Genomic DNA, 23,379 nt, shown 5'->3' with positions numbered 1-23,379 from the left:
CGAGGGCCCGGGCCCTCTCTTCTTTGGCGGTTTTCGTGAAGATTCTCAATGATTTCCTTCGGGAGTACGTGACTCCCGTGATGAGTGCGGCTGGGTTCAGGAAAAAGGGAGCAGAGTACAGATTTAAGAATGAATCCGGAGATTCAGTATTCCTGACCTTCTCGACCACGAGGATCGACCCCGAAGCGTGCGTCTTCTTCGCTACCTGCTCCTTCGTTCCCGAGCCCTACTGGGAATGGCTGAACAGGCAGCACGTGGAGGCCGGACTTCCGCCGGCTGATTCGTCCGGAGTGCTTGCCGCGTACTCCGTGCTGCCGCCGGACTCCTGTGCCCACGCGCCGACGGCCCCCGGGCTAGCCCGCGCGCGCTGGGCTTTCGGTGGCCGGAACCGGTCCATCGTGGGTGCGGGACTCGCCGGTCAGCTGGAGGCGGAGGAACTTCCCAGGATCGGACGCCTTCTGGTGCGACCCGGGCTTTTGGCGGAGATCACTTCGTCCCGGTCGCCTTCCGTCCGGCGCTGGGGTGTGGTCCAGTCCGAACTGGTGCTCATGGTCGACGACTACACGGCCCAGCAGAAGGAGGCACTCCTCGCGGTGCCCGAGTTGGATGACACTTTCCGGCGGGACTACCGGGAGTGGGCGGGGAACCGGGCGAAGTCGGGTGTGTGACGGCGCGCGCACGCCGCACCGTTGACGACTGAAACTCATGCAGACGAAGGCGCGAGAGGGCGGATGGGTTTCGGGGGATCTTTGCTCCTCGTGAGGTCGGATGACCCGGTGAGCGCACAACTTCCGGCCGTCGCGGAGTCATTGCACGGGAGGTAAAGGGCTTGTCCCCTAGGGCTCCATGGAGTCGGCCGATCTGGCCCATCGGAGGATCGACAGGTTCTTATCGCCTGAGTACCGTTCAATAACGTCTTGGTCCAGAACAGCACGGATTGGTAGACGACATGACTGGTCGGAGTTCCCGGTTGGTGCCGTTTTGATATCGGGGAGTCATGTTTAGCGTAACCTTCGCCACGGAATCGCTGCGTGAAATGACCGATAAGCAGCGTGAGAAGCTGGAACGTGCCAGTGAAATGGACCTGCGCTACGAGTACTTCTGGGCGGATTTTCGGCTGGCCGCAGGTGGCCTTGGGGTCGAGGAGTTCCCAGGAATTCCGGTGCTCGATTTCATGTTTTGCCTCCTGCTTTCCTCGCAGGAAATCAGAGAGGGGAACGCTGGCAGCGTCGCCTTCACGGAGAGTGACCTGTTGATTGAACTCGTGCCCAGTGGTGAAACCCTGACCATCTCGAGGTCTTGGGACCCGGTGGCGGGGAACTGCACAATTGCAGAGTTTCTGGTCGACGTCTCCAGGTTCTCCGGCGATACGTTGGAGTACATCGCTCGCAGGTACCCGGACTTCCAGGGGCACCCCACTCACCGAAAGTTGATGGACATGCTGGAACAGCTTGGGTGAACAGCCCGGATTGGCGGACGACATGCTGAAGATCGAAGGACTGGAGGCCGCGCTTCCGTCGATGACGCAGTGGCGTGTGGCGGCGGGGCGCAGCGTGGACTGGGCCGCCCTTGAGGCGGTCCTCGGGACGGCGCTGCCCTCGGACTTCCGTTCTTTGGCGGAGGCGTATCCGGTTCTGGTCATCGACGACTTCCTGAGCGTGTCCGTTCCCCGACCCGGCACCGAGGAGTCGTGGGCGTCCCAGTCCAGGGAGGACGAGATCCTTCAGGATCTGTACGAGATGGGCGATACGGAGGACTACGTTCCCTACCCGCAGTCGGGAGGCCTGATTTCCTGGGGGGATTCCAATTCGGGGGACGTCTTGTACTGGAAGACGAGCCCCGCGGACCCGGACGCTTGGCCGGTGGTCGTCCGCACGGACAACGCCGAGTGGTTCGAGTTCCCGGTCGGCGCCGTCGAGTTCCTGGCCGGCGTGTACGGGCGCACCATCGATGTGCCGGGCATGCCCAGGAACTTACCCAGAAGCAACCCGCAGGTGCTGGGCCTGAGCGACCGTATCGACTGAGTGGCAGCCCGGGTAGGCCGAAGGAGTCCGTGCCACTGTTGGCGGCGCCACCTCTGCCCGTCGTCCACGAGGAGCTGACCATGGGCGCCACCCCTCCCGAAATGCCCGCCTTTTCCATGGTTCTGCTTGAGGCGGACCGGTCGTCGCTCGAAGTTCCGGCGGAGTCGATCGGGTACGCGTACTGGGCGGCGGAAGAGCTGGAGCCCGTCGTCATCGGCGGGACGCGGTTCATCTGCTTCGGGCATACGGGTGCCACTGGTTCCATCTTGCTGAATACGGTCACCGGTGCCGTGGTCGAGTCTCACGATGAGTTCGAATCGACAAGCCTCGTCAACTCGTCCCTGGAAAAGTTCTCCGCGTGCGTCAAAGGCGTGATCGAGCAGTTCCCGTTCTATTCGGAAGACGCCGAAGGGAGCGAATGGGAATCAGCGGCTGACGATGTGGTGGGCCTTGTGCGGAAAGTCGACCCTGCGGCATTCATCGAGGGCGGATATTGGCATGAGTTGACCTCGGACATCATGATGGGCGACTACGCGACGGAAGCCGTGCTGGGTGCCGAGTGAGATTTTCTGTTGAGCGTGGAAAGCTGTCGCCGTCCGAAGAGACTCCGGCGTGCCTTCACCACCAGCCGGCGCGACCGGATCGCTTCGGTTGCTTCATTCGTTCCGTTTGTTTCGTCGTTCGCGTGTGAGGGGTGCCGTGTTGTAGAACCGGGGCCGTCGTCGGGCTGGAGGGGCCATGAACCGGCTGCTCGGTTATGGGATGTGCTGGGTGGCCGTCATGGGGTCGATCGCCCTCGGGGCAGGGGAGTCCGGTGTCGACCGGCTGGCGTCGGGGCTCGCGACGCTTCCCGCGTGGGCGTACATCGGCTTCCGTGTCCGGCGGGAGATACGGGCGATCAGGGAACACGGCGGGCTCGCGCGTGAGCGCGGGAAGCGGAGGAAGTTCATGGAGCGCGACGAACTGGTCGACGCCGTCACGCGGTTGGTCGGAGGCGACCCGGAGCCGTTGAAGTGCCGCGGGAAGGGGCACAGCGCCGGACACGTGTGCGTCGCTATATCCGATGAACTCGACCTCGCCGGCGTGGTGGACGGAATCAGCAGCCGGTACGGGTCCTCCCGCAGTCTCGCCCTGCGCGGCTTCGCCGATCCCACCGTGGACGCGACGACCGGGTTTCCCCTGCTCGCGCCCTTCGGCACCGACGTGATCGACATGCGGGCCTGGGCACACGCCGGTTCGTGGATAGGGGCCGGGACGGTCCGGACGGGCGGCGACGTGCAGCATGTCGTCCTCGTCGCCGAGCGGGCCGTGCCCGTCGTGGAGGGGCTGCCCGCCGACGCGACGTGGGTGGACCGGGTCGTCGCCATGACCGGGTGGGCCGGTGAGGCCCGTACGGTCGACTGGGATGCGGTGGAGGCGCGGCTCGGCACCAGGCTGCCCACGGACTTCAAACAGCTCGCCGAGATCTTCGGACACGGCGCCTTCGACGGCTTCCTCACCCTCTACGTGCCCGAGTCCGACGTCCCCGGCATGGACTTCGTGGAGCACGCGGAGTATCTGGCCGGGTTCGAGGCCCGCTCGGGCACGAGCCTGTGGGAGCCGTACGGCATCCATCCGGCGCCCGGCGGACTCCTGGAATGGGCGTCGTCCGAGCAGGCGGACCAGTTCTACTGGCTCACCGAGGGCGACGACCCCGACCGCTGGCCCGTCCTGGCGTCGGAGGACATCCCGGACACCTGGACCCGCTTCGACGGCACGGCCGCCGAGTTCGTCTTCCGCATGCTGACCGAGCGCTCGCATCCGCACTCCGTCGCCCGCTATTACGACACGCACTGGTTCCAGAGTTACGAGGACGAGGACTAGCTCGGCAAATCAGTGGCGGGCCCGGACCCCCACCGACGACCATGCGACGTATGACTGACCAACCCGCACGATGGAGCCAGGCGTCCGTCTACCCCGACATGTGGGCCGACCCGGACGACGACCCCCGCAGCCGCGAGGGAGTCAGTGCCGAAGGCGAACTGGCGACGCTCCGGACTTTCCTGTCGGACTACCGCCTGACCCTGCGGATGAAGTGCGAGGGCCTGGACCCGGAGCAGCTGGCCCGCCGGTCGGTTGCGCCGTCGACGATGTCACTGCTCGGCCTGCTGCGGCACCTTGCCGAGGCGGAGCGGGACTGGCTCAACTGGATATCCGACGGCGAGCCGCTGCCGAAGCTGTACGGCGAGCCTGACGGGGACTTCAACGGCGCTGTCGCCGAGCCGGCCGTGATCGACGCCGCGTACGCCGATCTCGAACGCGAGCAGGCCGCGACCGACGCCGCGCTCGCCGGGCACCCGGATCTGGGCGAGCGTCTCGGGAAGGACGAGATCCCGGTCCGGGAACTGCTGGTGCACCGGGTCGAGGAGTACGCCCGCCACTGCGGCCACGCCGACCTGCTGCGCGAGTGCATCGACGGAAGGGTGGGCCAGTAGGCCCGTCGCTCAGCGGCGCGGGCGGTCGTCCGCCTTCACCGCACCGAGGAACGCCGTCCACGCGCCGCTCGTGAACACGACCGCAGGGCCGTGAGGGTTCTTGCTGTCACGTACGGGGATGTGGGCGGCGCAGGGGGTGTCGTTGACTTCGAGGCAGTCGCCGCTGGTTCCGCCGCTGTAGCTCGACTTCCGCCACATCGTCAGGGATGAGGCATCGGCGACGCGGGCGTACTGCCGCTGCTGCTCACTGCTGCTGTGCGTCATGTGCGTAATCCTCCGCGACGGACCTGATCAGCGCCAGGGACTTACGGTGCGACAGCGCGTCGCCCATGGCGTGATCGTAAGCCGCTTGACATTCGCCCACCACGGAAGGGAGTTCAAGGACGCGACCCGTCTTGAGGCCCTCCACGTATGCGACCGGTGGCAGGTCCTCGAACCGCATCAGGGCGACGATGCCCTCCAGGAGGGCGTGGTAGCCGACAGAGAATGGCAGCACGTGCAGGCGAATGCGGCGGCGTTCGCCCAACCTTTCGATGTGACAGAGCTGTTCGCACATCACCGCCGGGCCGCCCACTGGGCGCCGCAGGACCGCTTCGTCGAGGAGATACCAGGCCACCGGCGAGGTGAAGTCGTCCAGGATGTGAGCCCGGTCCAGGCGTGTGACAAGGAGCCTGTCACGTTCCTCATCCGTCTTCGGCGGGAAGCCGGATTGGAGGACTTCGCGGGCGTACGCCTCGGTCTGGAGGACCCCCGGCACGAGCTTTGGCGCGTACTCCCTGATCGCTGTCGCCTGTCGCTCCAACTCCAGTGCTTCCGCGAAGTGTTCGGCGACGCGGCCCTCTCCCTGTGTCGGCAGGAAGTTCTCGAATACCCCGCCCGTAGTCAGCACTTGGTCCAGGCGTCGCGCGTCCTCAAGGGACGGCCGGCGACGTCCCGCCTCGATGTGGGCGATGTGCGTGCGGGACATGATCGCCCGCACGCTCAGCTCTTCCTGCGTGAGTCCGGCGGCCTCGCGGCGCCGCCGAAGCTCATCCCCGTAACTCGTCCGCGACCCGGGATTGTCCTCGATCGCCATCCGCAACTCCCGTATGTGCAACTTGCGTTGTCACGCTCGGACCACTCGCGAGCCTAGCTGCGGCGACCTCACTCTGTGACCGGTTTTCCACGGAGAGCGAGATCGAGAGGCAGTGCCGATGCAGCACGGGGAAGGCGCGTTCGTCGCCCACACCGGTACGGACGTCTACGGGCCCGGCAAGGTGCTCGGCGTCGACGGGGAATCGCGGCGCGTGCGCTTCGTGTACTTCGTGGCGACGATCGCGGCGCGAGACCTGCGGCCCGCGTCCGCGAGCGAAGAGGTATGGGTGCGGGCGTGGCTGCGGGAGCGTGCGCAGAGATATGGCGGGCAGTGGTGATTACGCCAAGTGACCGTTCGCATACGCAAGTTGAGGTACGGTGGGCGCAGTAGCACGCCTCAGTGTCGCCTTGATCGGACATGAGGCGGCCCTCAACGCCGGTTCGCACCCAGCGATGAGGGCCTTCATCACCAGTGGAAAAGAGCCACCGGAAAATGCTTCGTCATGCTATCGCGCCTGCCCGTTTCTTCAGTCAGGTGCCGAACGAAATCCTCCGCCACCCGCGCCTCTCGTCGGACGCCGTACGGCTGTTGACCTGGCAGTTGTCGCTCCCCGACGACGCCAGGGACCCGTTGTCGAAAACCGCCCGTCAGGCCGGGATCGGCAAGTGCGCCTTCAACCGCGCCAAGAGCGAACTGAAGCGCGAGGGCTATCTGCACGAGTGGCGCCAGCAGGGTGTCCGTGGACTGTGGGCGACCGTGCAGCTCGTCTCCAATGTGCCGCTGAAGCCGGAGCAGGCGCTCGCTTTACGGGACGGGGCTCCGACGGGCGCAAACCCGGCCGCCGGTGAGCCGACCGGCCGGACCGTCGGCCGTCATCCAGAAGAACCCATTCTCGAGAACACCCCCCACCATCCCGGGACGCCTCCCGAGGCTCCTGCGGTGACGGATGCCGGGCGCCAACTCGTTGCCACCATCCTGGACTTGGAGCCAAGGCTCCGCGTGCCGCGCGGCATGCTGCCGGAGCTGGCGGCACTGGCAAGCGCCTGGCTGGAGGCGGGGCACACACCAGGTGGCGTACGGGCGCATGTGCAGCGCAGCTTGCCGGGGCCTAAGCAGCCGGTCCTCAAGCCGGGCGGCCTGCTCCGGTACATCCTGAGCGACGTACCACCGGCCCCTGTCGAGGAAGAGTCCCGCCGTCCCGAACCCGTACAGCCACGTATCGCCCAACTGCGGGAATGCGAGGGCGTGCATACGCAGGCGCGCCTGTTCCGGCCGGCGGGCGACGAGGAATTCTGCGGCGAGTGCCTGCGGGGGCGAGTGGCTGACGGCGCAGCGCGGCTGTAGAGCCGCTCCGGGCGGCCCGATTGCCGGGATGCGGAAGCTGGTACCTCCCACGGACTGCCGTCCGACCTCGTTGTGTCCCCGTTTCCAGCTCACGGAGGATGGGGCGGAGGGGGTGGGCCATGACGGAACGGGCGAGGGCTACGGCTCAGAGTGTGGGCGGGCTGCCGGGCAAGGGCGGTGCCCGCCGGCGGACACCGGGCTGGACCCGGTTCATGGGCGTGCTGCTGATTCTGCTGGCCCTGATATCGGCGGTGCTCTGCTACATCGCGTTCACTTGGTGGCTGCCCTCTGACAGGGATCGCTACCGGGACTACGTGGCAGCCGAGCCGTGCCCCGCCCGTGCGACGGCGCAGATGCGGAAGGACTGCCTGAGCACCTGGCATTTCACCGTCGTGAAGACGGTGATCAAGAACGGCGGGAGGACTTCCACCTATAAGGCGACGCTGAAGGACGGGCACTCCTGGCAGGGAGTCGTGGACTTCGGCGACCCGGGGCCGCTCCTGGAGCGGCTGGAGACCGGCGACCGGGTCACGGCCACCGTCTGGCGCCGCGACATCGTCGTACTCAGCAAGGACGGCGTCCGGCAGAACAGCTCCGAGGCACCCCGCGACGAGCTCCAGATGAACGCCGCCATGGGCATGCTGGCCGCGTTCTTCGCGGCTCAGGCGTTCGCTTTCGGCGCGGTACGCCTTGTCGTGCCTCGTGCCTACGCGCCCTTCACCTGGGACCCGTACGGCAGGCGGCTGCTCTTCACCAGCATCGCTGTCTGCTTCGGGGTGGGGCTCCCGGCGGTCTGGATCGGCATCCCGTGGTGGACCGTTCCCGCCCTCGGGCTCCCGGCCATGGCGTGCGCGACGGTGCTGATGTACCCCCGGCGCACGACCGCGGGCAGGGAAGTCGGCGCGCGCAGAAAGACGCCTTGACCTCCATCTGCCCGAAATGGGAGTCGAGTTGACTCGCGACTCCCTGAATGAATAGAACTCCGTCGCCATATCTAAATATTCGTCGGCCGGGCATGCCCGGCCGACTCTTCGGCATGCCTGGATTCCGGGCTGAGCCGAGCAAAGGCGAAGGGTTACTGGACGTGAAAGTCCGTTATGGGAGAGTGATCTCCTGTTTGGTCGTGTCGGCGGTGGTGAGTGCCGCGTTGCCGCAGATGGCGTACGCGGCCTCCTCCGGGGACGATGACAAGGGAGTCATCGACTCCATCGCAGGCTGGTTCTCCGACGACGACGAGGACGGCGACAAGCCGCCCACCGGCGGCAAGCTGGAGATGCCGAGTCGCGAGAAGCTGCCCAAGGGGAAGAAGGCCCCGAAGGCCAAGCGGGTCAAGGAGCTGACGTCCCGCCGCACCGAGCACGCCCGTTTCTGGCAGTTGTCCGATGGGCGTATTCAGGCCGAAGTTTCTGCCGTGCCGACCGGCTACCGATCCGGCAAGGGGAAGAAGGCACCCTGGAAGACCATTGAAACGGGCGTCGGAACCACCCACGCCAAGGGGTTCGATTTCGCCAATACGTCGAATTCCGCGCGCAGTTGGTTCGGTGGTGATTCCCGGCGGCTGCTGAAGTTCCAGGCCGGCGTCGACGGTCCCGCCGTCAGCCTCGGCCTCAAGGGCGGCGCGGACGCCAAGTCCCTCGACCCGGTCGCCAAGGGCTCGACGGTCACGTACAAGGACGCCGCCGCCGGTGGCGCCGATCTGGAGTACCAGGTCGGGCCCGGGCGCGTGAAGGAGAACATCGTCCTGGCGCAGGCGCCGGGCGAGGCAGTCTCCTACACCTTCACCCTCAACACCGGTGGTCTGACGCCGAAGGCCCGTAAGGACGGGTCCATCGCGCTGTACGGCGAGCTGCCGAACACGCCGGTGATGGTGATCCCGGCCGCGTACATGTCGGACACCCGTAAGGACGCGGACTCCCCGTACGGGCTCGCCTACAGCCCCAAGGTCTCCCAGAAGCTCGTCCGTGACGGGAAGAACTGGCTGATCAAGGTCACCCCGGACGCCAAGTGGCTGGCGGTGAAGGCCCGTCGGTACCCGGTGACGATCGACCCGACGATCACCATCGCGCCGACCCCGTCGCAGTCCCAGGACACGATGGTTCTGTCGGACCAGCCGTCGGCGAACTTCAACAACACCTGGAAGCTGTCGGCGGGCAAGACCGACACGGGCATCTCGCGGTCGCTCATCAAGTTCCCGCTGAATGAGATCCCTTCGGGCACGAAGATCGACTCTGCCCGTCTGGAGATGTACTTCGACCAGGCGCACACCACCAACGCCAACGACGTCACCATCGAGGCTCACCGGGCGACCGGCGCCTGGGACGAGTCGACAGCGACCTGGGCCAACACCAGTGCGTTGTCGGGTGAGTTGTCGGGCACGACGTACCAGATAGATGACGGGGACGCCGGTACGGCCGCGGTGGGGGAGTGGCCTCGTGCCACGACCACGGGCGGCGCTGCCACCAACGACGACTTCGCCTACAACAAGAACAGCACGACGGGCGAGTCGTACACCTGGCAGCCGCAGATCCCGGAGACCGCGTCCTACCGGATCGACGCGCACTTCCCGCCCGCGACGGACGGCGCGACAGCCGCCCCGTACACGATCAACCACCGGGACGGCACGGCGACCGGCACGGTGAACCAGTCGGGTTCGACGTCGGCGTGGAAGGCGGTGAACGCCAGCCAGTTCTACTTCGCCAAGGGCAACGCGGGGAAGATCGTCCTCGGTGACACGGGCAGCTCCACGACCCGCAACATCGCCGACTCGATCCGCCTGGTGAACCCGGCGCAGATCGTCAAGAACACCGGTGAGTACAACCAGTGGCACAAGTTCCCGGTGACGGACACCGTCCAGCAGTGGGTCTCGGGTACGTCCACGAACAACGGTTTCGTGCTCCAGGCCAAGGACGACACCGTGGCCGGCACGCTCACCGGCGGCCCGCGCTACGAGGCCGGTGACGGCACCTCGTACGGCGGCGAGACCGCGACGTATCCGCGGCTGACCGTGACGTACGGCAAGGTCGGGACCGCTCTCGACTCGCCGACCGTCGTCCACGACACCGGCCCGGAGCTCACCTGGAACGCGTACAGCAACACCACCGGCGACAGCGGGCTCGACATCGCCGAGTACCAGCTCCACCGCTCCACCCAGCAGGTGTTCACCCCGTCCGCCGCGACCCTCGTCGCGCCGATCGACAAGACGGCCACCGCCTACACCGACACCACCGCGACCCCGACGCCCGATTCGTCCACGGACGAGATCGGGCGTTCGTATTACTACCAAATCGCGGTGAAGACGAAGGACGGCTCCGTCATCGGGTCGCCCACACGCATCGTCGGTGTGCCGAAGGCGGGCCGGACGATGAAGCTGATTCAGGGCACGGCGGGCGGCGTCACCGACACCACCCTCTCGTCCCAGCAGCCGACGACCAACGAGGACACGATCCTCTCGTACACGCCGCAGAAGTGGCTGAGCGTCGGCAACAACTCGGGCACGTACGGCAAGACGCGCGCCGGGCTGAAGTTCCCGACGACGTCGATCCCCGCGACGGCCACCGTTCTCGACTCCAAGCTCTACATGTGGGGCGCGGAGACGACGACCGGTACGGACGGCGCGATCTACGAACTCCACGGTCTCAACAAGGACTTCGCGGAGACCGGCGCCACCTGGAACAACGCCACGGCGACCACCCCCTGGACCGCCGCGGGCGGTGACTTCGGGGCGACCGTCTCGGACACCGTCGCCCAGGTCTCGGAAGTCGGCCGTCACTGGTGGGACGCCACCTCGCTCACGCAGGGCTGGGTGAAGACCCCGTCCAGCAACAAGGGCGCCATGGTCAAGCTCAAGGACGAGACGACCACCGGACCCCAGGAGCGCACCCTGTTCCTGGCGTCGGAGGCCGCCGACCAGCAGCTCGGCCCGCTGCTTCGTGTCATCTACGTGGACGCGACGACGGAGAACACGTACTACGCGCCGCAGACGCCGGCCCGTATGACGCCGAACTCCACGTACACGGTCGACATGACCGTCACCAACACCACCAACAGCGAGTGGCTGGCCGGTGAGCGGCAGCTCTCGTACACCTGGAAGCTGCCCGACGGCACGGACGTCACCAACGGTGGCAACCAGCTCTCCACCGCCGTCCCGAACTTGAAGCCGGGACAGTCCGCGACCGTCCAGGCGCAGGTCAAGACGCCGATCAACTCGGACGAGGGCAACAAGCGCACGGACTACGTGCTCGGCTGGGACATCAAGAAGGTGTCGGACGGCAGCTGGCTGTCGGCCGGGACCGGTGGCATCCCGTCCCTCAAGCAGAACGTGGCGGTGGAAGACCCGACCTCCAACTCGCTGGGGCTGGAGAAGTTCTACTCGTACACGGGGAAGAACACGGGTTCCGGCTCGACCGTGATGAACAACCTGGCCTCAGGCAACGCGGTCTGGTCGTACAACGCGTTCAACAACCCAGGCCGCGGGCTCAACACCTTCGCCCGGTTCTCGTACAACTCGCTCGACACCAGTGACACCGTGCTGGGTGCCGGCTGGTCCGGCCAGACCGCGGGCCCCGTCCGCCTGGGCGCGCCGCTGGACTTCCATCCGAATCCGAACCCGACGGAGATCCGTCTCCCGGACGGTGACGGTACGACCCATGTCTTCGCCAAGCAGGGCGACGGCACGTGGAAGGCGCCCGCGGGCGTCCACTACAAGGTCACGATGAAGTCGGGCCTGGACTGCACGCCGAACAAGGACCCGATCCCCGACGCCTGGACGCTCACGCGCCCCGATGGGACCCGTTTCCTCTTCGGCTGCGACGGATATCTGACCTCGGTCGTCGACCGGAACGGCAACACGCAGACCTACACGTACGAGGAGCACAAGGCGGGCGGCAAGCCCACCAAGTACCTCAAGTACATCACCGACCCGGCGGGGCGGCAGTCGCTGAGCGTCGACTACTACGACAAGAGTGAGGCGCCCTTCCCGAAGGTCATCGACCACGTCCAGTCGATGACGGACATCTCGGGCCGCAAGCTGACGTTCGAGTACTCGGACAAGGCGCTCCTGACGAAGCTGACCGACGGCACCGGATCGTCGCAGCCGAAGGTGTTCGGCTTCGAGTACGACGCGACGCAGGGCAACAAGAACGTCAAGCTGGTCAAGGCCACCGACCCGCGCGGCAACGCCACCGGTCTGGCCTTCAACGAGCCCAAGGCCGGTGACGACCCGAAGTACCACTGGTGGACCAAGACCATCACCGACCGCGCGGGCGGCGACACGGGCTTCACGTACTCGGCGAACGCCACGAACCCGAAGTTCACCGACTCGAAGGTCACCGACGCCGAGTCGCACGTCACCACGCACGTCGCGGACGACTTCGGCCGTCCGGTGCAGAACACCAACGCAAAGTCGCAGACCGCGAAGATGGGCTGGGACGCGGACAACAACGTCACGTACCTCGAAGAGGACAATGGCGCCAAGACCGCTTACTGCTACGACCAGAAGACCGGTTACCCGCTCTGGCAGCGCGACCCGGAGAACAACAAGGCCGGGGTCCCGCCTCAGTCGGACTGCGCCCCGGGCACGTACCCGGCCAACTCGGCCCGGTACGAGTACCAGAACCGGATCGACGGCTACTCCGCCGACCTGTACACGAAGACGTCCCCGGAGGGGCGCAAGTGGCAGTTCGCGTATGACCCGTTCGGCAACCTGAAGACGGTCACCGACCCGAAGGGCGTCGCCACCACCGGCACCGCCGGGGACTACACGACGTCGTACGAGTACGACTCTTACGGTGAGCTGGCCAAGGCGACGGATGCCAACGGCAACCCGAGCACCAACAGCGACTTCGGCCCCACGGGGTACCCGGCGACGATCACCGACGCCCTCGGCAAGTCGACGTCGTTCGTCTACGACGAGCGCGGTCAGGTCACTCAGGTCACCGACGCGCTCGGCAAGAAGACCACGCAGACGTACGACGCGTACGGGCGTCCGCTGAGCCGGAGCGTGCCGAAGGACCAGTCCGCGGGTGTCCTGATCACGACGCCGGCGCCGGTCTACGACGCCAACGACAACATAACGAAGTCGACGTCGCCCAACGGCGCGTTCTCCACGGCTGTCTACGACAAGTCGGACCAGGTCAGCGAGGCCACGGCCCCGAAGGACACGACCACGTCCGACGAGCGCAAGACGACCTACACGTACGACAAGGTCGGCAACCTCAAGACGACGACGGAGCCCAAGGGTTCCCTGACGTCGACGGACACCACCGACTACGTCACCACCAACAACTACGACGAGATCTACCAGCTCACGTCCGTGGTGAACGCGGGGGGCGACAAGGTCTCGTACGGCTACGACAACGTCGGCAACACCACCAAGGTCGTGGACCCGAAGAAGAACGCGACCTCCGACCCGGACGACTACACCACCAAGACCGACTACGACCTGGACCACCGGGTCACCACGCTGACCGACGCCGCGGGCAAGACCAGCAAGAAGTCCTACGACAAGGACTCCCTCGCCATCTCGACCACGGACGCCGAGAACAACACCGTGAACGTCACCTATGACGAGCGCGGCAAGCAGACCGAGGTCAAGGTCCCGTACTCGGGCACCGCGCCGATCACGTACCGCTCGACGAAGTTCGAGTACGACCAGGTCGGCAACACCACCAAGGTGATCACCCCGAGGGGCGTGGCGACCGCGGCCTCGGACGACTTCACCGCGCGTACCGAGTACGACGCGCTGAACCGTCCGGTCAAGCAGTACCAGCCGTACGACCCGGCGGACGCCCGCTACAACAAGGCGGACGTCTACACGCGGACCGACTACGACGCGGTGGGCCGGGTCGCCACGACCTCGATGCCGCCGTCGGAGGGCCAGACGGTCCGTAACGACACCGGCTACAGCTACTTCGACAACGGCTGGACGAAGTCGTCGACCGACCCGTGGGACATCAGGACCACGTACGACTACGACGAGCTCGGCAAGCAGACCGCTCGCACGCTCGCGTCGGCCGGCGGCTCCTCGGACCGCACCATGTCGTGGTCGTACTACCCCGACGGCAAGCTGAAGTCGAAGTCCGACGACGGTGTGCCGGTGGGCAAGTCGGTGGTCCTGGTCGACAACTCCGACACGCAGAACACGTCCTCGACGGGAACCTGGGCGAAGGGTGACATCCCCGGGCAGCAGGGCTATGACCACCGCACGCACGCGGCGGGCAGTGGCACCGACGCGTTCACGTGGACGCTGAACATCCCCAAGGACGGCACGTACACGGCGTACGTGAAGTTCCCAAAGGTGACCGGCGCCGCGACCACGGCGAAGTACACGCTCACCCACGGTACGACGACCGAGTCGGCCGTCACCAAGGACCAGAACGCGAACACCGGTACGTGGGTCAGCCTCGGCTCCTACTCCCTCAAGCAGGGCGAGGATTCCAAGCTGAAGCTGGACCAGAACAGCGGCGGCATCGCGGTCGCGGACGGCGTGAAGCTGGTGCGCGACACGGCAGGCGATCCGGCCGACACGGAGAAGAAGTCCTTCGCATACGCCTACGACGCCAACGCCAACCTGACGTCCATCGACGACACCTCGTCCGGCGCGAAGATCGACGCGTACACGCTGGCGTACACGGGCCTCAACCAGATCTCCAAGGTCACCGAGGCGCTGGCGAGCCAGGACAAGAAGACGACGTCCTACACGTACGACGCCAACAGCCAGCCGGACACGGTCACCCACCCCGACCAGTTCTCCAAGTACACCTATGACCTGCGTGAGCTGGTCAAGACGGTGTCGGTGGGCACGTCGGCCACGGACGCGTCGCCGAAGGTGTCCTCGTACGCCTACACCGACCGCGGCCTGAAACTGAAGGAGACCAAGGCCAACGCGAACACCGTCGACTACGGCTACTACCTCGACGGTTCCCTCAAGACCCAGACCGAGAAGAAATCCAACGGCACCCTGGTCAGCGACCACACCTACGCCTACGACCCGAACGGGAACAAGGCGCAGGACATCGCGAAGAAGATGAACGCCGACGACCACGCGGCGCTCCTCTCCTCGACCACCGACTACACGTACGACCCGGCCGACCGGCTGGCGAAGTCCGTGAAGACCGGCACGGGGGCGGGAACCGACACCTACGTCCACGACGACAACGCCAACGTCGTCTCGCAGACGGTCGACAGCACGACGTCGACGTACGACTACGACCGCAACCGGCTTCTCTCGTCGACGACTTCGGGCACGACGTTCTCGTACGACTACGACCCGTTCGGCCGGCAGGAGTCGGTCACCGGGGGCGGCAAGACCATCGAGCGGAGCGTCTACGACGGGTTCGACCACGTCGTCGACGCGCAGAAGCTCGACGACTCCGGCACCCTGAAGTCGACGAAGTACACCTTCGACCCGCTGGACCGCACCGCCTCGAAGACGGCGGACGGCAAGACCACCGACTACGACTACCTCGGTATGTCGACGGAGGTCATGGGCGAGGAAGTCGCCGGCAAGCTGACCAAGTCCTACCAGTACAGCCCATGGGGCGAGCGCCTGTCGCAGATCACGCACAACAGCGACGGCACGACCGAGGACGGCTACTACGGCTACAACGGCCACTCCGACGTCGAGACCCTTACGACGAAGGACGGCGACACCAAGGCGACCTACGGATACACCGCCTACGGCAAGAACGACGACTCCGAGTTCACCGGAATCGACAAGCCCGACGCGGCCGACCCCACGAAGGATGCGTACAACCCGTACCGCTACAACGCCAGGCGGTGGGATGCCAATTCGGGCACGTACGACATGGGTTTCCGGGAGTACAACCCGGGCCTGAACCGCTTCACCACCCGGGACATGTACAACGGCGCCCTCGCCGACAGTGACCTCGGCACCGACCCCATGACCGGCAACCGGTACGCCTTCACCGGCGGCAACCCCACGAGCTTCGTGGAGATGGACGGCCATGCGCCGTGTGCCGAGGGCATCATGGACGTGTGCGGCGGATCGCTGGACATGGGCGGTGTCTGCCTGATCTGTGTGGCCACGCCGAACCCCGGCGCGTCCAAGCCGATCGCGCGAAAGCCGGCCGTCGCGAACACGGACCTGGACAAGGCGCTCGACCAGCTGTATGCGCGCGACTTCGTCAAGGACTCGGACGTCTTCGGTGACGGCAAGACCACCACGGCGCTCCTCCAGGAGTTCAACTCCGGTCAGAAGACCGGAAAGCTCTGGCACATGCAGAAGGCGTCCAACGCGATGGTCGCCCTCTCGAAAATTCTGGAGAACGACCGCCGGGCCCGGGTCAAGGGGAACGGGCTGCTCAACGACGCCGACCTGAAGGTCGCCCAGGCCGAGGCCGGCGAACTGTGGAACGCCCTCAACTCCAAGGACGTCGCGGGTGCGCTGACCAAGGACGTGTCGGCCAACCCCGAGATGCTCGCCGCGGTCAACACGAACCGGGCCACTGTCGCGGGGACGCGCGCCATGCAGGACCTGACGGGGCAGGAGTTCGCCCCGGCCCATCCCCTGGCGCGACAAACGCCCGTGGGTGAGCCCGTGAAGATGCGGGGCGCCTTCAAGACGCTCGGCATCGTCGGAGGTGTGGTCTCGGCAGCCCAGGCGCCGAGCTACATCAAGACATACGGCTGGGGCAGAGGGGCATGGGAGATGTTCAAGGACACCTTCGACCCCTTGGGCGTCGCCAACAGTTACGGTGACCCCTTCGTCGACGACGGCGGCGGTTCGAACATCTGCGATCCGTCGAGCGGGAACTGCGCCTGAGCGGTAACGGCTGACCACAGCTGATTCCTGGGCCCGCCGCGCACCCAGCGTGGCGGGCCCTTTCCGCGCCGGTATTTCCCGCCGGCATTACAGTGCATCCGTACTCAGGAAAGAGGTTCGAGAAGAGTGACTTCGACAGGGGCCGGTCGAGCGGTCGAAGAGTTCCTGCGCATCGTCCCTGGGGCGCGCGCCGTGCTCGACGAGGTGATCGCCGCAGATCCGGAGTACTACGGGGCCTGGGCGCGGGGGCGCGTCGACGACCTGCTGGAATTCCTGCTCCAGGCGTTCTCGCGGCCCGTGCTGCTGCCCCTGCTGAGGGCCGGCGCCACTGCCGACGGGGCGTCTGTCCGTGCCTGCTTCGAGTACGTCGAATCCCTGGCATCCGACCCGAACTCCTATGTGGAGAGCTCCGTCTACTTCGGAATCCTGGAACAGTTCCTGGAAAGCGAGGGAATTCTGCTGGCGGCCCTGCGGTCCAGCCTTCCCGTGACACGGGCGAAGATCGTCTCGATGCTCGAGGAATATCCGGCGACACTCCGTGAGCTGCGAGCGGCGGGGGCGCTCGAGTGACCGGGCTCGGCATCGGCAGGCACCAGATCCCCGGTCTCCTCCTGATCATGGTCCCGGAGTCCCGGGACGGGATCGAGGCCGTGGCGGGGATGTCCGCGGAACAGGCCGTCTCCGGGGATCTCGGCTGGTTCGATCTCTACGACTTCCTGCGCGACGTGGTCTTCCGCGACCTGGTACGGCCCGAGCTGTTCGCGCCCGAGGCGGAGCGTGACGCCGAACTGCTCGGCCGGTGCGCCGAGTTCGCCGAGAACCTGCTCCTGAACTCGACCCAGCCCGTGGCGTCCGCCGTGTTCTACCAGCTGGTGGAGCCGCTGTACGCGAGTGAGGAACTCCTCGTCGCGGCCGTCCCCCTGATGCAGCCGGAGATGCTGCGCGTCACGCTCGAGGACATGGCGGTGGACCGGCTTTCGGCGTCGGCGCGCGCCGCGTTGGCGGATTACCTCCACTGATCGCCGTGGAACCCGTGCAACCTGGCGGCGTTGGGCTGATTCCGAAGGGTGTGCCCTGAATGTCTTTCGGGTCGCGGGCGTGTGTGGGGCTCCTATATAAACGGGCCGCCTCCCCACGCCAGCCCACTCGAAGGGTCTCTTCGTGCTGCCCGTTTCCCGTTTTCGTACCGGACTTACCACCGCAGGGGCCGTGATCCTGCTGGCCGCCACCGCCGCGTGCGGGCACCAGGACAATCCGGGGTCGTCCGGCGCGGACCAGGTGCGGGCCCAGGACGCCGGTGCCGCGTCCGCCCCGGCATCCACGTCCGCCTCGCCCTCCGCATCGAAGAAGTCGAAGAAGTCGAAGAAGGCGAGCCCGAGTGGCTCCCCCTCCGCGTCCGCCTCGGCCACGTCCTCCGCCGGTTCCCCGGCCAAGTCCGCCGCCACCGAGCCCAAGGCCCCCGCCCCGGGCTCCGCCCCCGACTTCCCCGTGCCCGTCGAGGTGGGCAACGCCACCCAGGTCATCACCGTGAAGTCCAGCGGCTCGTACGCGACCGTCACCGCGTGGGCCAAGGGCGCCGCGGGATGGAAGTCGGTCGTATCCACCAGCGCGGGACGCGTCGGATCCAACGGCGTCGTCCCCGGCTCGACGCGGCGCCAGAGCACCTACACGACGCCGTCCGGCACGTACACCCTCACCGAGGGGTTCGGTGTCGAGGCGGGCGGTACCAACATGCCGTACACCCGCGTCGACTCCACGCAGTGGTGGGTCGAGGACCCGGAGTCGAAGTTCTACAACTCGATGCACACCGCGGCCGGCGCGGACTTCCCGCTCACCGAGAGCGGCGACCGGGGCAGCGAGCACCTCGTCAACTACCCGACGCAGTACGCCAAGGCGCTCGTCATCAACTTCAACCGCTGGCCCGCCGTGCCGGGGCGCGGCGCGGGCATCTTCCTCCACGTCAACGGCTCGGGCGCGACCGCGGGCTGCGTCTCCGTGCCGCGCGCCACGATGGACCGCATCATGAGCTGGGTTCAGCCGGGCGCGCATCCGCGCATCGCGATCGGCTGACGGCCCGGGGCCGGAAGCCCAGGCACCCGGTCCGCTCCTCCGCGCTGCGGTCCAGCACGACGCACAGTCGCCTCAAAGGTTGTACGGCCTTCACTGATTGGTCGTGTGAGAAGCGACATGTGCATGACGCGTGATGCTTACGTGGCGTCATCCGCTGGGCCAGGCAGGGGAGTCGCGAAGGCTGCTCCCCGAACTGGACGAGGAGCGGACACCATGGGTGTGGGCCACAAACCTGAGCCGAATGCGGCGGACATGCGGCGGCACGCCGCGGGATTCGTCGCACACGCCACCGCGCGCAACCGACTCCCGCTCGACTACACCGTCGCCAGCCTCCGCGTCGCGGACTTCCTCATCGACGGCCTGCGTAAAGGGACTTCGGACCGGGCGTCGGTCGCGGGGGCCCTGTTCGGTATCGGCGCGTACGTGGGCGAGGTGCTGGTGCGGCGGGCCGGCGCCGTGTGGGTCGACTTCGACGAAGCCCAGCGGGCCTACTTCGGCCAGCCCGTGGGCGTCCGCATGCCCGACGGGCGCGTGTGGAACCCCCTCGGCAAGGTCGTCAACCGCTTCGAACTCGGCCGCGAGGAATCCCTCCAGACCTTCTACCTGACCCTCCACGGACGAGGCGGCGACCGTGCGAAGGGCAAGACCTGCGCCGCCCTGTGACATGTGTGCCCAGTGACATTTCCGTGGGCCGTGACGCTGATGACCGTGAGGGCATGGACACATCGATCCGTGCCGCGTCGGGTCGGTACGCAGACGTACGAAGAGGACAACGGTTGGGCCAGGGTGGGGAGCCCCGTCGCACGCACGTGCGCGACGAGGAGCTGGGCATGGCCGTGGCACGGGCGCAGGAGGGGGACGAAGCCTCCTTCGCGGTCGCGTACCGGCTCGTGCAGCCCGGTCTCCTCGGATACGTGCGCGGCCTCGTCGGCGACGAGGCCGAGGACGTGGCCTCCGACGCCTGGCTGGAGATAGCCCGCGACCTCGGACGCTTCCGCGGGGACGGCGCCGGGTTCCGCGGCTGGACCGCCACCATCGCCCGGCACCGCGCCCTCGACCTGCTGCGCCGCCAGAAGGTGCGCCCGCGCCCCTCCGGCCTCGAACAGGACATGCTCGAACTCCCCGGCACCCACAGCACGTCCGACCAGGCCCTCGAGACGATCTCCACCGCAGAGGCGCTCACGCTGATCAGCGACCTCCCGCGCGACCAGGCCGAGGCGGTGCTCCTGCGCGTCGTCGTCGGGCTCGACGGACCCTCCGCCGCGCGCGTCCTCGGCAAGCGCCCCGGGGCCGTGCGGACCGCCGCGTACCGCGGCCTCAAGAAGCTCGCGGACCGGCTCGGCACGCGAGGTGTGACGGATGACGGCCCCACGACGCTGGGGGAGTCGAGATGACTGAAAACCCACTTGTGTCCGAGGGCGAGCCGGCCGGCTCGGAGGCTGCCGGGGGCTTTGAGGCCCTGCTCGCGGCCGCGGTGCGTTCCGCGAGGCCGCGGGATGACGCCGAGGAGCAGGCCGTCGCCGCGTTCCGCGAGGCCCGCGACCAGGGAGCCCATGCGGCCAGGACGCGACGCCGCGACGACTGGCGTCCGCGCCCCCGAGGCCTCGCCCGCTGGTCACTGCGCACCACCGTGGGCACGCTGGTCGCAGGCGTCGCGTTGGGCGGCGTCGCGATGGCCGGGATCGGCGCGGTCGGGGACGCCCCGGGCGACGATGCCGAACACCGGCCGACGCCCAGGCGGAGCGCCTCCAGCTCCCCCGGGCGGCCCACGCCCGAGCAGGTCCTGCCACCCGCCACGGTGCCCGCCCCGTCCCACGCGCCGGGCCGGTCCGCCGGCCACCCGGACCAGGCCGGCGACACCCTCGCCAAGTGCCACGCGTACGCATCCGTACGGGGTCGAGGCGAGGCGCTCGACTCGGCCGCCTGGCAGCGTTTCCTCGCGCAGGCGGGCGGAGAGGCCTCCGTGGACGCGTACTGCGCGGCGGAGCGGGCCCGCCAGGAGACCGGCGGCGTCAGCAACGGCAGCAACGGCAGCGACAAGGCGGCCGGCGGGAAAGCCGGCGGTCAGCAGAACGGGCCCTCGAGCCCGAAGCCGAGCCGGGCGAAGAATCCCAAGAAGTAGCTGAACCCCAAGAAGCAGGGGAGTCCCAGCAAGCAAGAGTGCGGGGGCGGTACCGGCACGCCTCGGCGTGCACCCCCGAAGGGCACCGCCGGGACGGCCGAGGCCGCCACCCCCCACAGGAGAGGCCCCGGCCGTCGCGCGGTACGGGCCGCGCGGCGGCCCGTACTACCTTCAGCGCCGCGCGTGCGGTTTCTGTCACACCGCGTTGTGTCACGTGCTAGTTGCGGGTTGTACCAAACGTGGACGGGGAGCCGTATCAGGCCGTAGCGTGCTGGTTCGCGTCGGTGAGCGGCGCAGGGTTTAAGCGCAAGGGTGGCGCAGTGCTGGGGGACGACGCGGAGCTGACGGCCGCGGTGCATGCGGCGCAGGACGGGGACGAGACCGCGTTCCGGACTGTGTACCGCGCGGTGCATCCACGCCTGCTCGGGTACGTACGGACACTCGTCGGTGAACCGGACGCGGAGGACGTCGCGTCCGAGGCCTGGCTGCAGATCGCCCGGGACCTCGACCGGTTCAGCGGCGACGCCGACCGCTTCCGCGGCTGGGCCGCACGCATAGCCCGTAACCGCGCCCTCGACCACATACGGATGCGAGGACGCCGGCCCGCCATAGGCGGTGACGAGACCGAGCTCACCGGCCGGCCCGCGGTATCCGACACCGCCGACGAGGCGATGGAACTGCTCGCCACCGGCGACACGCTCGCGCTCATCGCCCAGCTTCCGCAGGACCAGGCCGAGGCCGTCGTCCTGCGCGTCGTCGTCGGGCTCGACGCGAAGAGCGCCGCCCAGACGCTGGGCAAGCGGCCGGGCGCCGTCAGGACCGCCGCGCACCGCGGCCTCAAGCGCCTCGCCGAGTTGCTCGGCGCCGAGGATTCGCATGTGCAGACGGAGCACGCGGGCCGTGACGGCACGCTCGACGCCGTACCGCCCCCGAGAGAGCCGCGCGGGCACGCGGTGACGTCCGCCGGTGTGACGCATTCGCGGACGCGGACGCAGAAGGACATGTGATGGCCGACGAGCACAACAAGTGGCTGGACCGGGACGCGGCCGAGCGTCTGCTGCGCGGTGAGCCCCTGGAAGCCGTCGACGCAGCCACCCGCGCCCGGGCCGCCCGCCTCGCCGAGACACTCGACGCCCTTGCCGTGACACGCGTAGAGGGAGGCGAGCTGCCGGGCGAGGCGGCCGCGTTGGCCGCGTTCCGCAAGGCGCGCGAATCCGTCGCGGAGGAGTCCGGCGCGGCGGCTCTGAAGGCACGCCATGCCAGGCCCCGCGGGGCTCTCGCCCCGGTCTCCTCGCTCCACGGACCCGTGGGCCATGAGAACGACGCGAACGCGAACACGAACGTCGCCATCGACGGGTGCGCCGGTTCCGACGTCGGCAGTGTCCGCCTCGTGAGACCCGACGCGCGGCCCGTCCGCTGGGGCCGCCCGGTGCGGTTCGGGATGGCCGCCGCGCTCGCCGGGTGCATGATCGGCGGCGTCGCCGTCGCGGCCGGAACCGGGGTGCTCCCGTCGCCGTTCGGCGGCCGCGGCGAACCCGGGCCCGCCGCCAGCGTCTCCGCCGCCGCGTCTCCCGAACAGCCCCTCACCTCACCGTCGTCCGACATCTCGGAGACCGACGGCGGACGCTCGGGCAGCGCCGTGCCCGACGGCCCCTCGCACGCGCCGGGCTCGGACGCCCCGTCCCGGAACGACACGGCGGGCCGGCCCGGTCCGGCGACGACGCAGCCCGGCACCGGGCTGCGCGAATCGGACGCCGCGGACCGGGAGGCCTGGCGGCAGCACCTGGTCGACGCCTGCCGCAAGTACCGCGGCGGCGCCCTGAGCGACTCCGAGAAGGAGCGCCTCAGGGCCGCCGCGAAGCGCATCGCCACGAAGAAGCGGGACCGTGACCCCGACCGGTTCTGCGCCCGAGTCCTCGAAGAGGCCGACGACTCCGCCGGCGCGGACGACGGCGGCAACAAGAGCGACGACAAGAACAGCGGCAAGGACGGCGACGAGGACAGCCAGAACGGCGAGGACTCCGGCGTCAGTGGCGCCGTGCCGACCGCCTCGTGGGTCCCGTCCGATCCGGGCGGCGACGCCTCGGGCACCGGGCCGACGACGCCGACCGCGACGGCCTCGGCCTCGTACAGCGCCGCGGCCGTACAGCCCTGAGCACGTCCTGAGCCGGCGCTGACCTCCGCGTTGACCTCCGTACCGACCTGCTCTGATGCGCCCTGACCTGCGGGAACAAAGGATTTCCGAGGCGGGTGTGACGTTTTTGGACGGCATGGCGCAGTAACAAGTGAGCCGACTGGTCATCGGCCGTGCACGAGCCGCGGGTTCCCCCCGTACCTTCGGCTCTGTGCCACTGGCGCGGGGGGGGGGCCGGCCCCCCCCCCCCCCCCCCCCCCCCCCCCCCCCCCGGCCCCGCGGGCCCCCCCCCCCCCAGAGAAAAAAGCCCCGATGGGGGGGGGGGGGCGGGGGAGGCAAGACCCCCACCAAGCCC

At 68.0% G+C, this 23,379-nt stretch carries 20 protein-coding genes; 18 read left to right on the top strand and 2 right to left on the bottom strand.

What is annotated here, in order from left to right; translation table 11 throughout:
* Window positions 1–35: 35 nt before the first annotated feature.
* From ACWFR4_RS27640 to ACWFR4_RS27615, 6 genes are all read left to right on the top strand, one after another.
* Window positions 36–668 carry a hypothetical protein gene (locus ACWFR4_RS27640; RefSeq protein WP_266560914.1) on the top strand — a complete coding sequence of 211 codons (633 nt, stop codon included), beginning with the start codon at window positions 36–38 and terminating at the stop codon, window positions 666–668.
* Window positions 669–997: 329 nt separating this feature from the next.
* Window positions 998–1,459, top strand: a complete 462-nt coding sequence (locus ACWFR4_RS27635) for a hypothetical protein (protein ID WP_453462218.1) — start codon at window positions 998–1,000, stop codon at window positions 1,457–1,459.
* On the top strand, window positions 1,452–2,024 hold the full coding sequence (locus ACWFR4_RS27630; RefSeq protein WP_266560910.1) for an SMI1/KNR4 family protein: 573 nt from the start codon (window positions 1,452–1,454) through the stop codon (window positions 2,022–2,024). The genes ACWFR4_RS27635 and ACWFR4_RS27630 overlap by 8 nt, the downstream gene beginning before the upstream one ends.
* An 80-nt stretch (window positions 2,025–2,104) precedes the next feature.
* Entirely contained in the window at window positions 2,105–2,587 is a 483-nt protein-coding gene (locus tag ACWFR4_RS27625; protein WP_266560908.1) for an SUKH-4 family immunity protein, read from the top strand.
* 175 nt (window positions 2,588–2,762) lie between these two features.
* The gene (locus ACWFR4_RS27620; RefSeq protein ID WP_453462212.1) at window positions 2,763–3,887 is read left to right on the top strand and encodes a hypothetical protein; all 1,125 of its coding nucleotides are present in this window, start codon (window positions 2,763–2,765) and stop codon (window positions 3,885–3,887) included.
* Between the two features lie 41 nt (window positions 3,888–3,928).
* Window positions 3,929–4,498 (top strand): DinB family protein, encoded by a 570-nt coding sequence (locus ACWFR4_RS27615; RefSeq protein WP_355687128.1) that lies wholly within the window; start codon window positions 3,929–3,931, stop codon window positions 4,496–4,498.
* A 9-nt stretch (window positions 4,499–4,507) separates the two neighbouring features.
* On the opposite strand, the gene ACWFR4_RS27610 is transcribed toward ACWFR4_RS27615, so the two are convergent.
* Window positions 4,508–4,762 (bottom strand): DUF397 domain-containing protein, encoded by a 255-nt coding sequence (locus tag ACWFR4_RS27610; RefSeq protein WP_355687130.1) that lies wholly within the window; start codon window positions 4,760–4,762, stop codon window positions 4,508–4,510.
* Complete coding sequence (locus ACWFR4_RS27605) at window positions 4,743–5,573, bottom strand: helix-turn-helix domain-containing protein (protein WP_453655055.1); 831 nt, start codon at window positions 5,571–5,573, stop codon at window positions 4,743–4,745. The genes ACWFR4_RS27610 and ACWFR4_RS27605 overlap by 20 nt, the downstream gene beginning before the upstream one ends.
* A gap of 118 nt (window positions 5,574–5,691) precedes the next feature.
* Between ACWFR4_RS27605 and ACWFR4_RS27600 the strand changes: the two genes are divergently transcribed.
* The 12 genes from ACWFR4_RS27600 (at window position 5,692) to ACWFR4_RS27545 (ending at window position 23,045) form a co-directional block, all read left to right on the top strand.
* Window positions 5,692–5,910 carry a hypothetical protein gene (locus tag ACWFR4_RS27600; protein ID WP_266560900.1) on the top strand — a complete coding sequence of 73 codons (219 nt, stop codon included), beginning with the start codon at window positions 5,692–5,694 and terminating at the stop codon, window positions 5,908–5,910.
* Between the two features lie 197 nt (window positions 5,911–6,107).
* Window positions 6,108–6,917 (top strand): hypothetical protein, encoded by an 810-nt coding sequence (locus ACWFR4_RS27595; RefSeq protein ID WP_453462209.1) that lies wholly within the window; start codon window positions 6,108–6,110, stop codon window positions 6,915–6,917.
* A gap of 119 nt (window positions 6,918–7,036) precedes the next feature.
* Window positions 7,037–7,840, top strand: a complete 804-nt coding sequence (locus tag ACWFR4_RS27590) for a hypothetical protein (RefSeq protein WP_453655053.1) — start codon at window positions 7,037–7,039, stop codon at window positions 7,838–7,840.
* A 1,169-nt stretch (window positions 7,841–9,009) separates the two neighbouring features.
* The gene (locus tag ACWFR4_RS27585; RefSeq protein ID WP_453655162.1) at window positions 9,010–16,698 is read left to right on the top strand and encodes a golvesin C-terminal-like domain-containing protein; all 7,689 of its coding nucleotides are present in this window, start codon (window positions 9,010–9,012) and stop codon (window positions 16,696–16,698) included.
* A gap of 126 nt (window positions 16,699–16,824) precedes the next feature.
* Window positions 16,825–17,268 (top strand): hypothetical protein, encoded by a 444-nt coding sequence (locus ACWFR4_RS27580; RefSeq protein ID WP_266560894.1) that lies wholly within the window; start codon window positions 16,825–16,827, stop codon window positions 17,266–17,268.
* Window positions 17,265–17,717 carry a hypothetical protein gene (locus ACWFR4_RS27575; RefSeq protein ID WP_453463635.1) on the top strand — a complete coding sequence of 151 codons (453 nt, stop codon included), beginning with the start codon at window positions 17,265–17,267 and terminating at the stop codon, window positions 17,715–17,717. Before ACWFR4_RS27580 ends, ACWFR4_RS27575 begins: the two co-directional genes overlap by 4 nt.
* A gap of 190 nt (window positions 17,718–17,907) precedes the next feature.
* Complete coding sequence (locus ACWFR4_RS27570) at window positions 17,908–18,768, top strand: L,D-transpeptidase family protein (RefSeq protein ID WP_453655051.1); 861 nt, start codon at window positions 17,908–17,910, stop codon at window positions 18,766–18,768.
* A gap of 213 nt (window positions 18,769–18,981) precedes the next feature.
* A complete protein-coding gene (locus tag ACWFR4_RS27565) occupies window positions 18,982–19,431 on the top strand; it encodes a hypothetical protein (RefSeq protein WP_453463640.1) in 450 nt (149 codons plus the stop codon).
* A 113-nt stretch (window positions 19,432–19,544) separates the two neighbouring features.
* Window positions 19,545–20,162, top strand: coding sequence for an RNA polymerase sigma factor (locus tag ACWFR4_RS27560; RefSeq protein WP_453463672.1), 618 nt, complete (start codon window positions 19,545–19,547; stop codon window positions 20,160–20,162).
* Window positions 20,159–20,890, top strand: a complete 732-nt coding sequence (locus tag ACWFR4_RS27555; protein WP_453655049.1) for a hypothetical protein — start codon at window positions 20,159–20,161, stop codon at window positions 20,888–20,890. The genes ACWFR4_RS27560 and ACWFR4_RS27555 overlap by 4 nt, the downstream gene beginning before the upstream one ends.
* A gap of 320 nt (window positions 20,891–21,210) precedes the next feature.
* Window positions 21,211–21,897 carry an RNA polymerase sigma factor gene (locus ACWFR4_RS27550; protein ID WP_453463645.1) on the top strand — a complete coding sequence of 229 codons (687 nt, stop codon included), beginning with the start codon at window positions 21,211–21,213 and terminating at the stop codon, window positions 21,895–21,897.
* The gene (locus ACWFR4_RS27545) at window positions 21,897–23,045 is read left to right on the top strand and encodes a hypothetical protein (protein WP_453655047.1); all 1,149 of its coding nucleotides are present in this window, start codon (window positions 21,897–21,899) and stop codon (window positions 23,043–23,045) included. Before ACWFR4_RS27550 ends, ACWFR4_RS27545 begins: the two co-directional genes overlap by 1 nt.
* Window positions 23,046–23,379 lie beyond the last annotated feature (334 nt).

The organism is Streptomyces sp. NPDC055140 (assembly GCF_053607285.1).
The sequence above is the reverse complement of the archived record's forward strand: the minus strand, read 5'-3'. Positions and strand labels throughout refer to the sequence as shown.

Bases quoted from the DNA above. Each gene is read 5' to 3' on its own strand.
- ACWFR4_RS27565 (WP_453463640.1), top strand. From the start codon at position 18,982: ATGGGTGTGGGCCACAAACCTGAGCCGAATGCGGCGGACATGCGGCGG.
- ACWFR4_RS27635 (WP_453462218.1), top strand. From the start codon at position 998: ATGTTTAGCGTAACCTTCGCCACGGAATCGCTGCGTGAAATGACCGAT.
- ACWFR4_RS27625 (WP_266560908.1), top strand. From the start codon at position 2,105: ATGGGCGCCACCCCTCCCGAAATGCCCGCCTTTTCCATGGTTCTGCTT.
- ACWFR4_RS27585 (WP_453655162.1), top strand. From the start codon at position 9,010: ATGGTTCTGTCGGACCAGCCGTCGGCGAACTTCAACAACACCTGGAAG.
- ACWFR4_RS27615 (WP_355687128.1), top strand. From the start codon at position 3,929: ATGCGACGTATGACTGACCAACCCGCACGATGGAGCCAGGCGTCCGTC.
- ACWFR4_RS27555 (WP_453655049.1), top strand. From the start codon at position 20,159: ATGACTGAAAACCCACTTGTGTCCGAGGGCGAGCCGGCCGGCTCGGAG.
- ACWFR4_RS27605 (WP_453655055.1), bottom strand. From the start codon at position 5,573: ATGGCGATCGAGGACAATCCCGGGTCGCGGACGAGTTACGGGGATGAG.
- ACWFR4_RS27620 (WP_453462212.1), top strand. From the start codon at position 2,763: ATGAACCGGCTGCTCGGTTATGGGATGTGCTGGGTGGCCGTCATGGGG.
- ACWFR4_RS27545 (WP_453655047.1), top strand. From the start codon at position 21,897: ATGGCCGACGAGCACAACAAGTGGCTGGACCGGGACGCGGCCGAGCGT.
- ACWFR4_RS27600 (WP_266560900.1), top strand. From the start codon at position 5,692: ATGCAGCACGGGGAAGGCGCGTTCGTCGCCCACACCGGTACGGACGTC.
- ACWFR4_RS27610 (WP_355687130.1), bottom strand. From the start codon at position 4,762: ATGACGCACAGCAGCAGTGAGCAGCAGCGGCAGTACGCCCGCGTCGCC.
- ACWFR4_RS27590 (WP_453655053.1), top strand. From the start codon at position 7,037: ATGACGGAACGGGCGAGGGCTACGGCTCAGAGTGTGGGCGGGCTGCCG.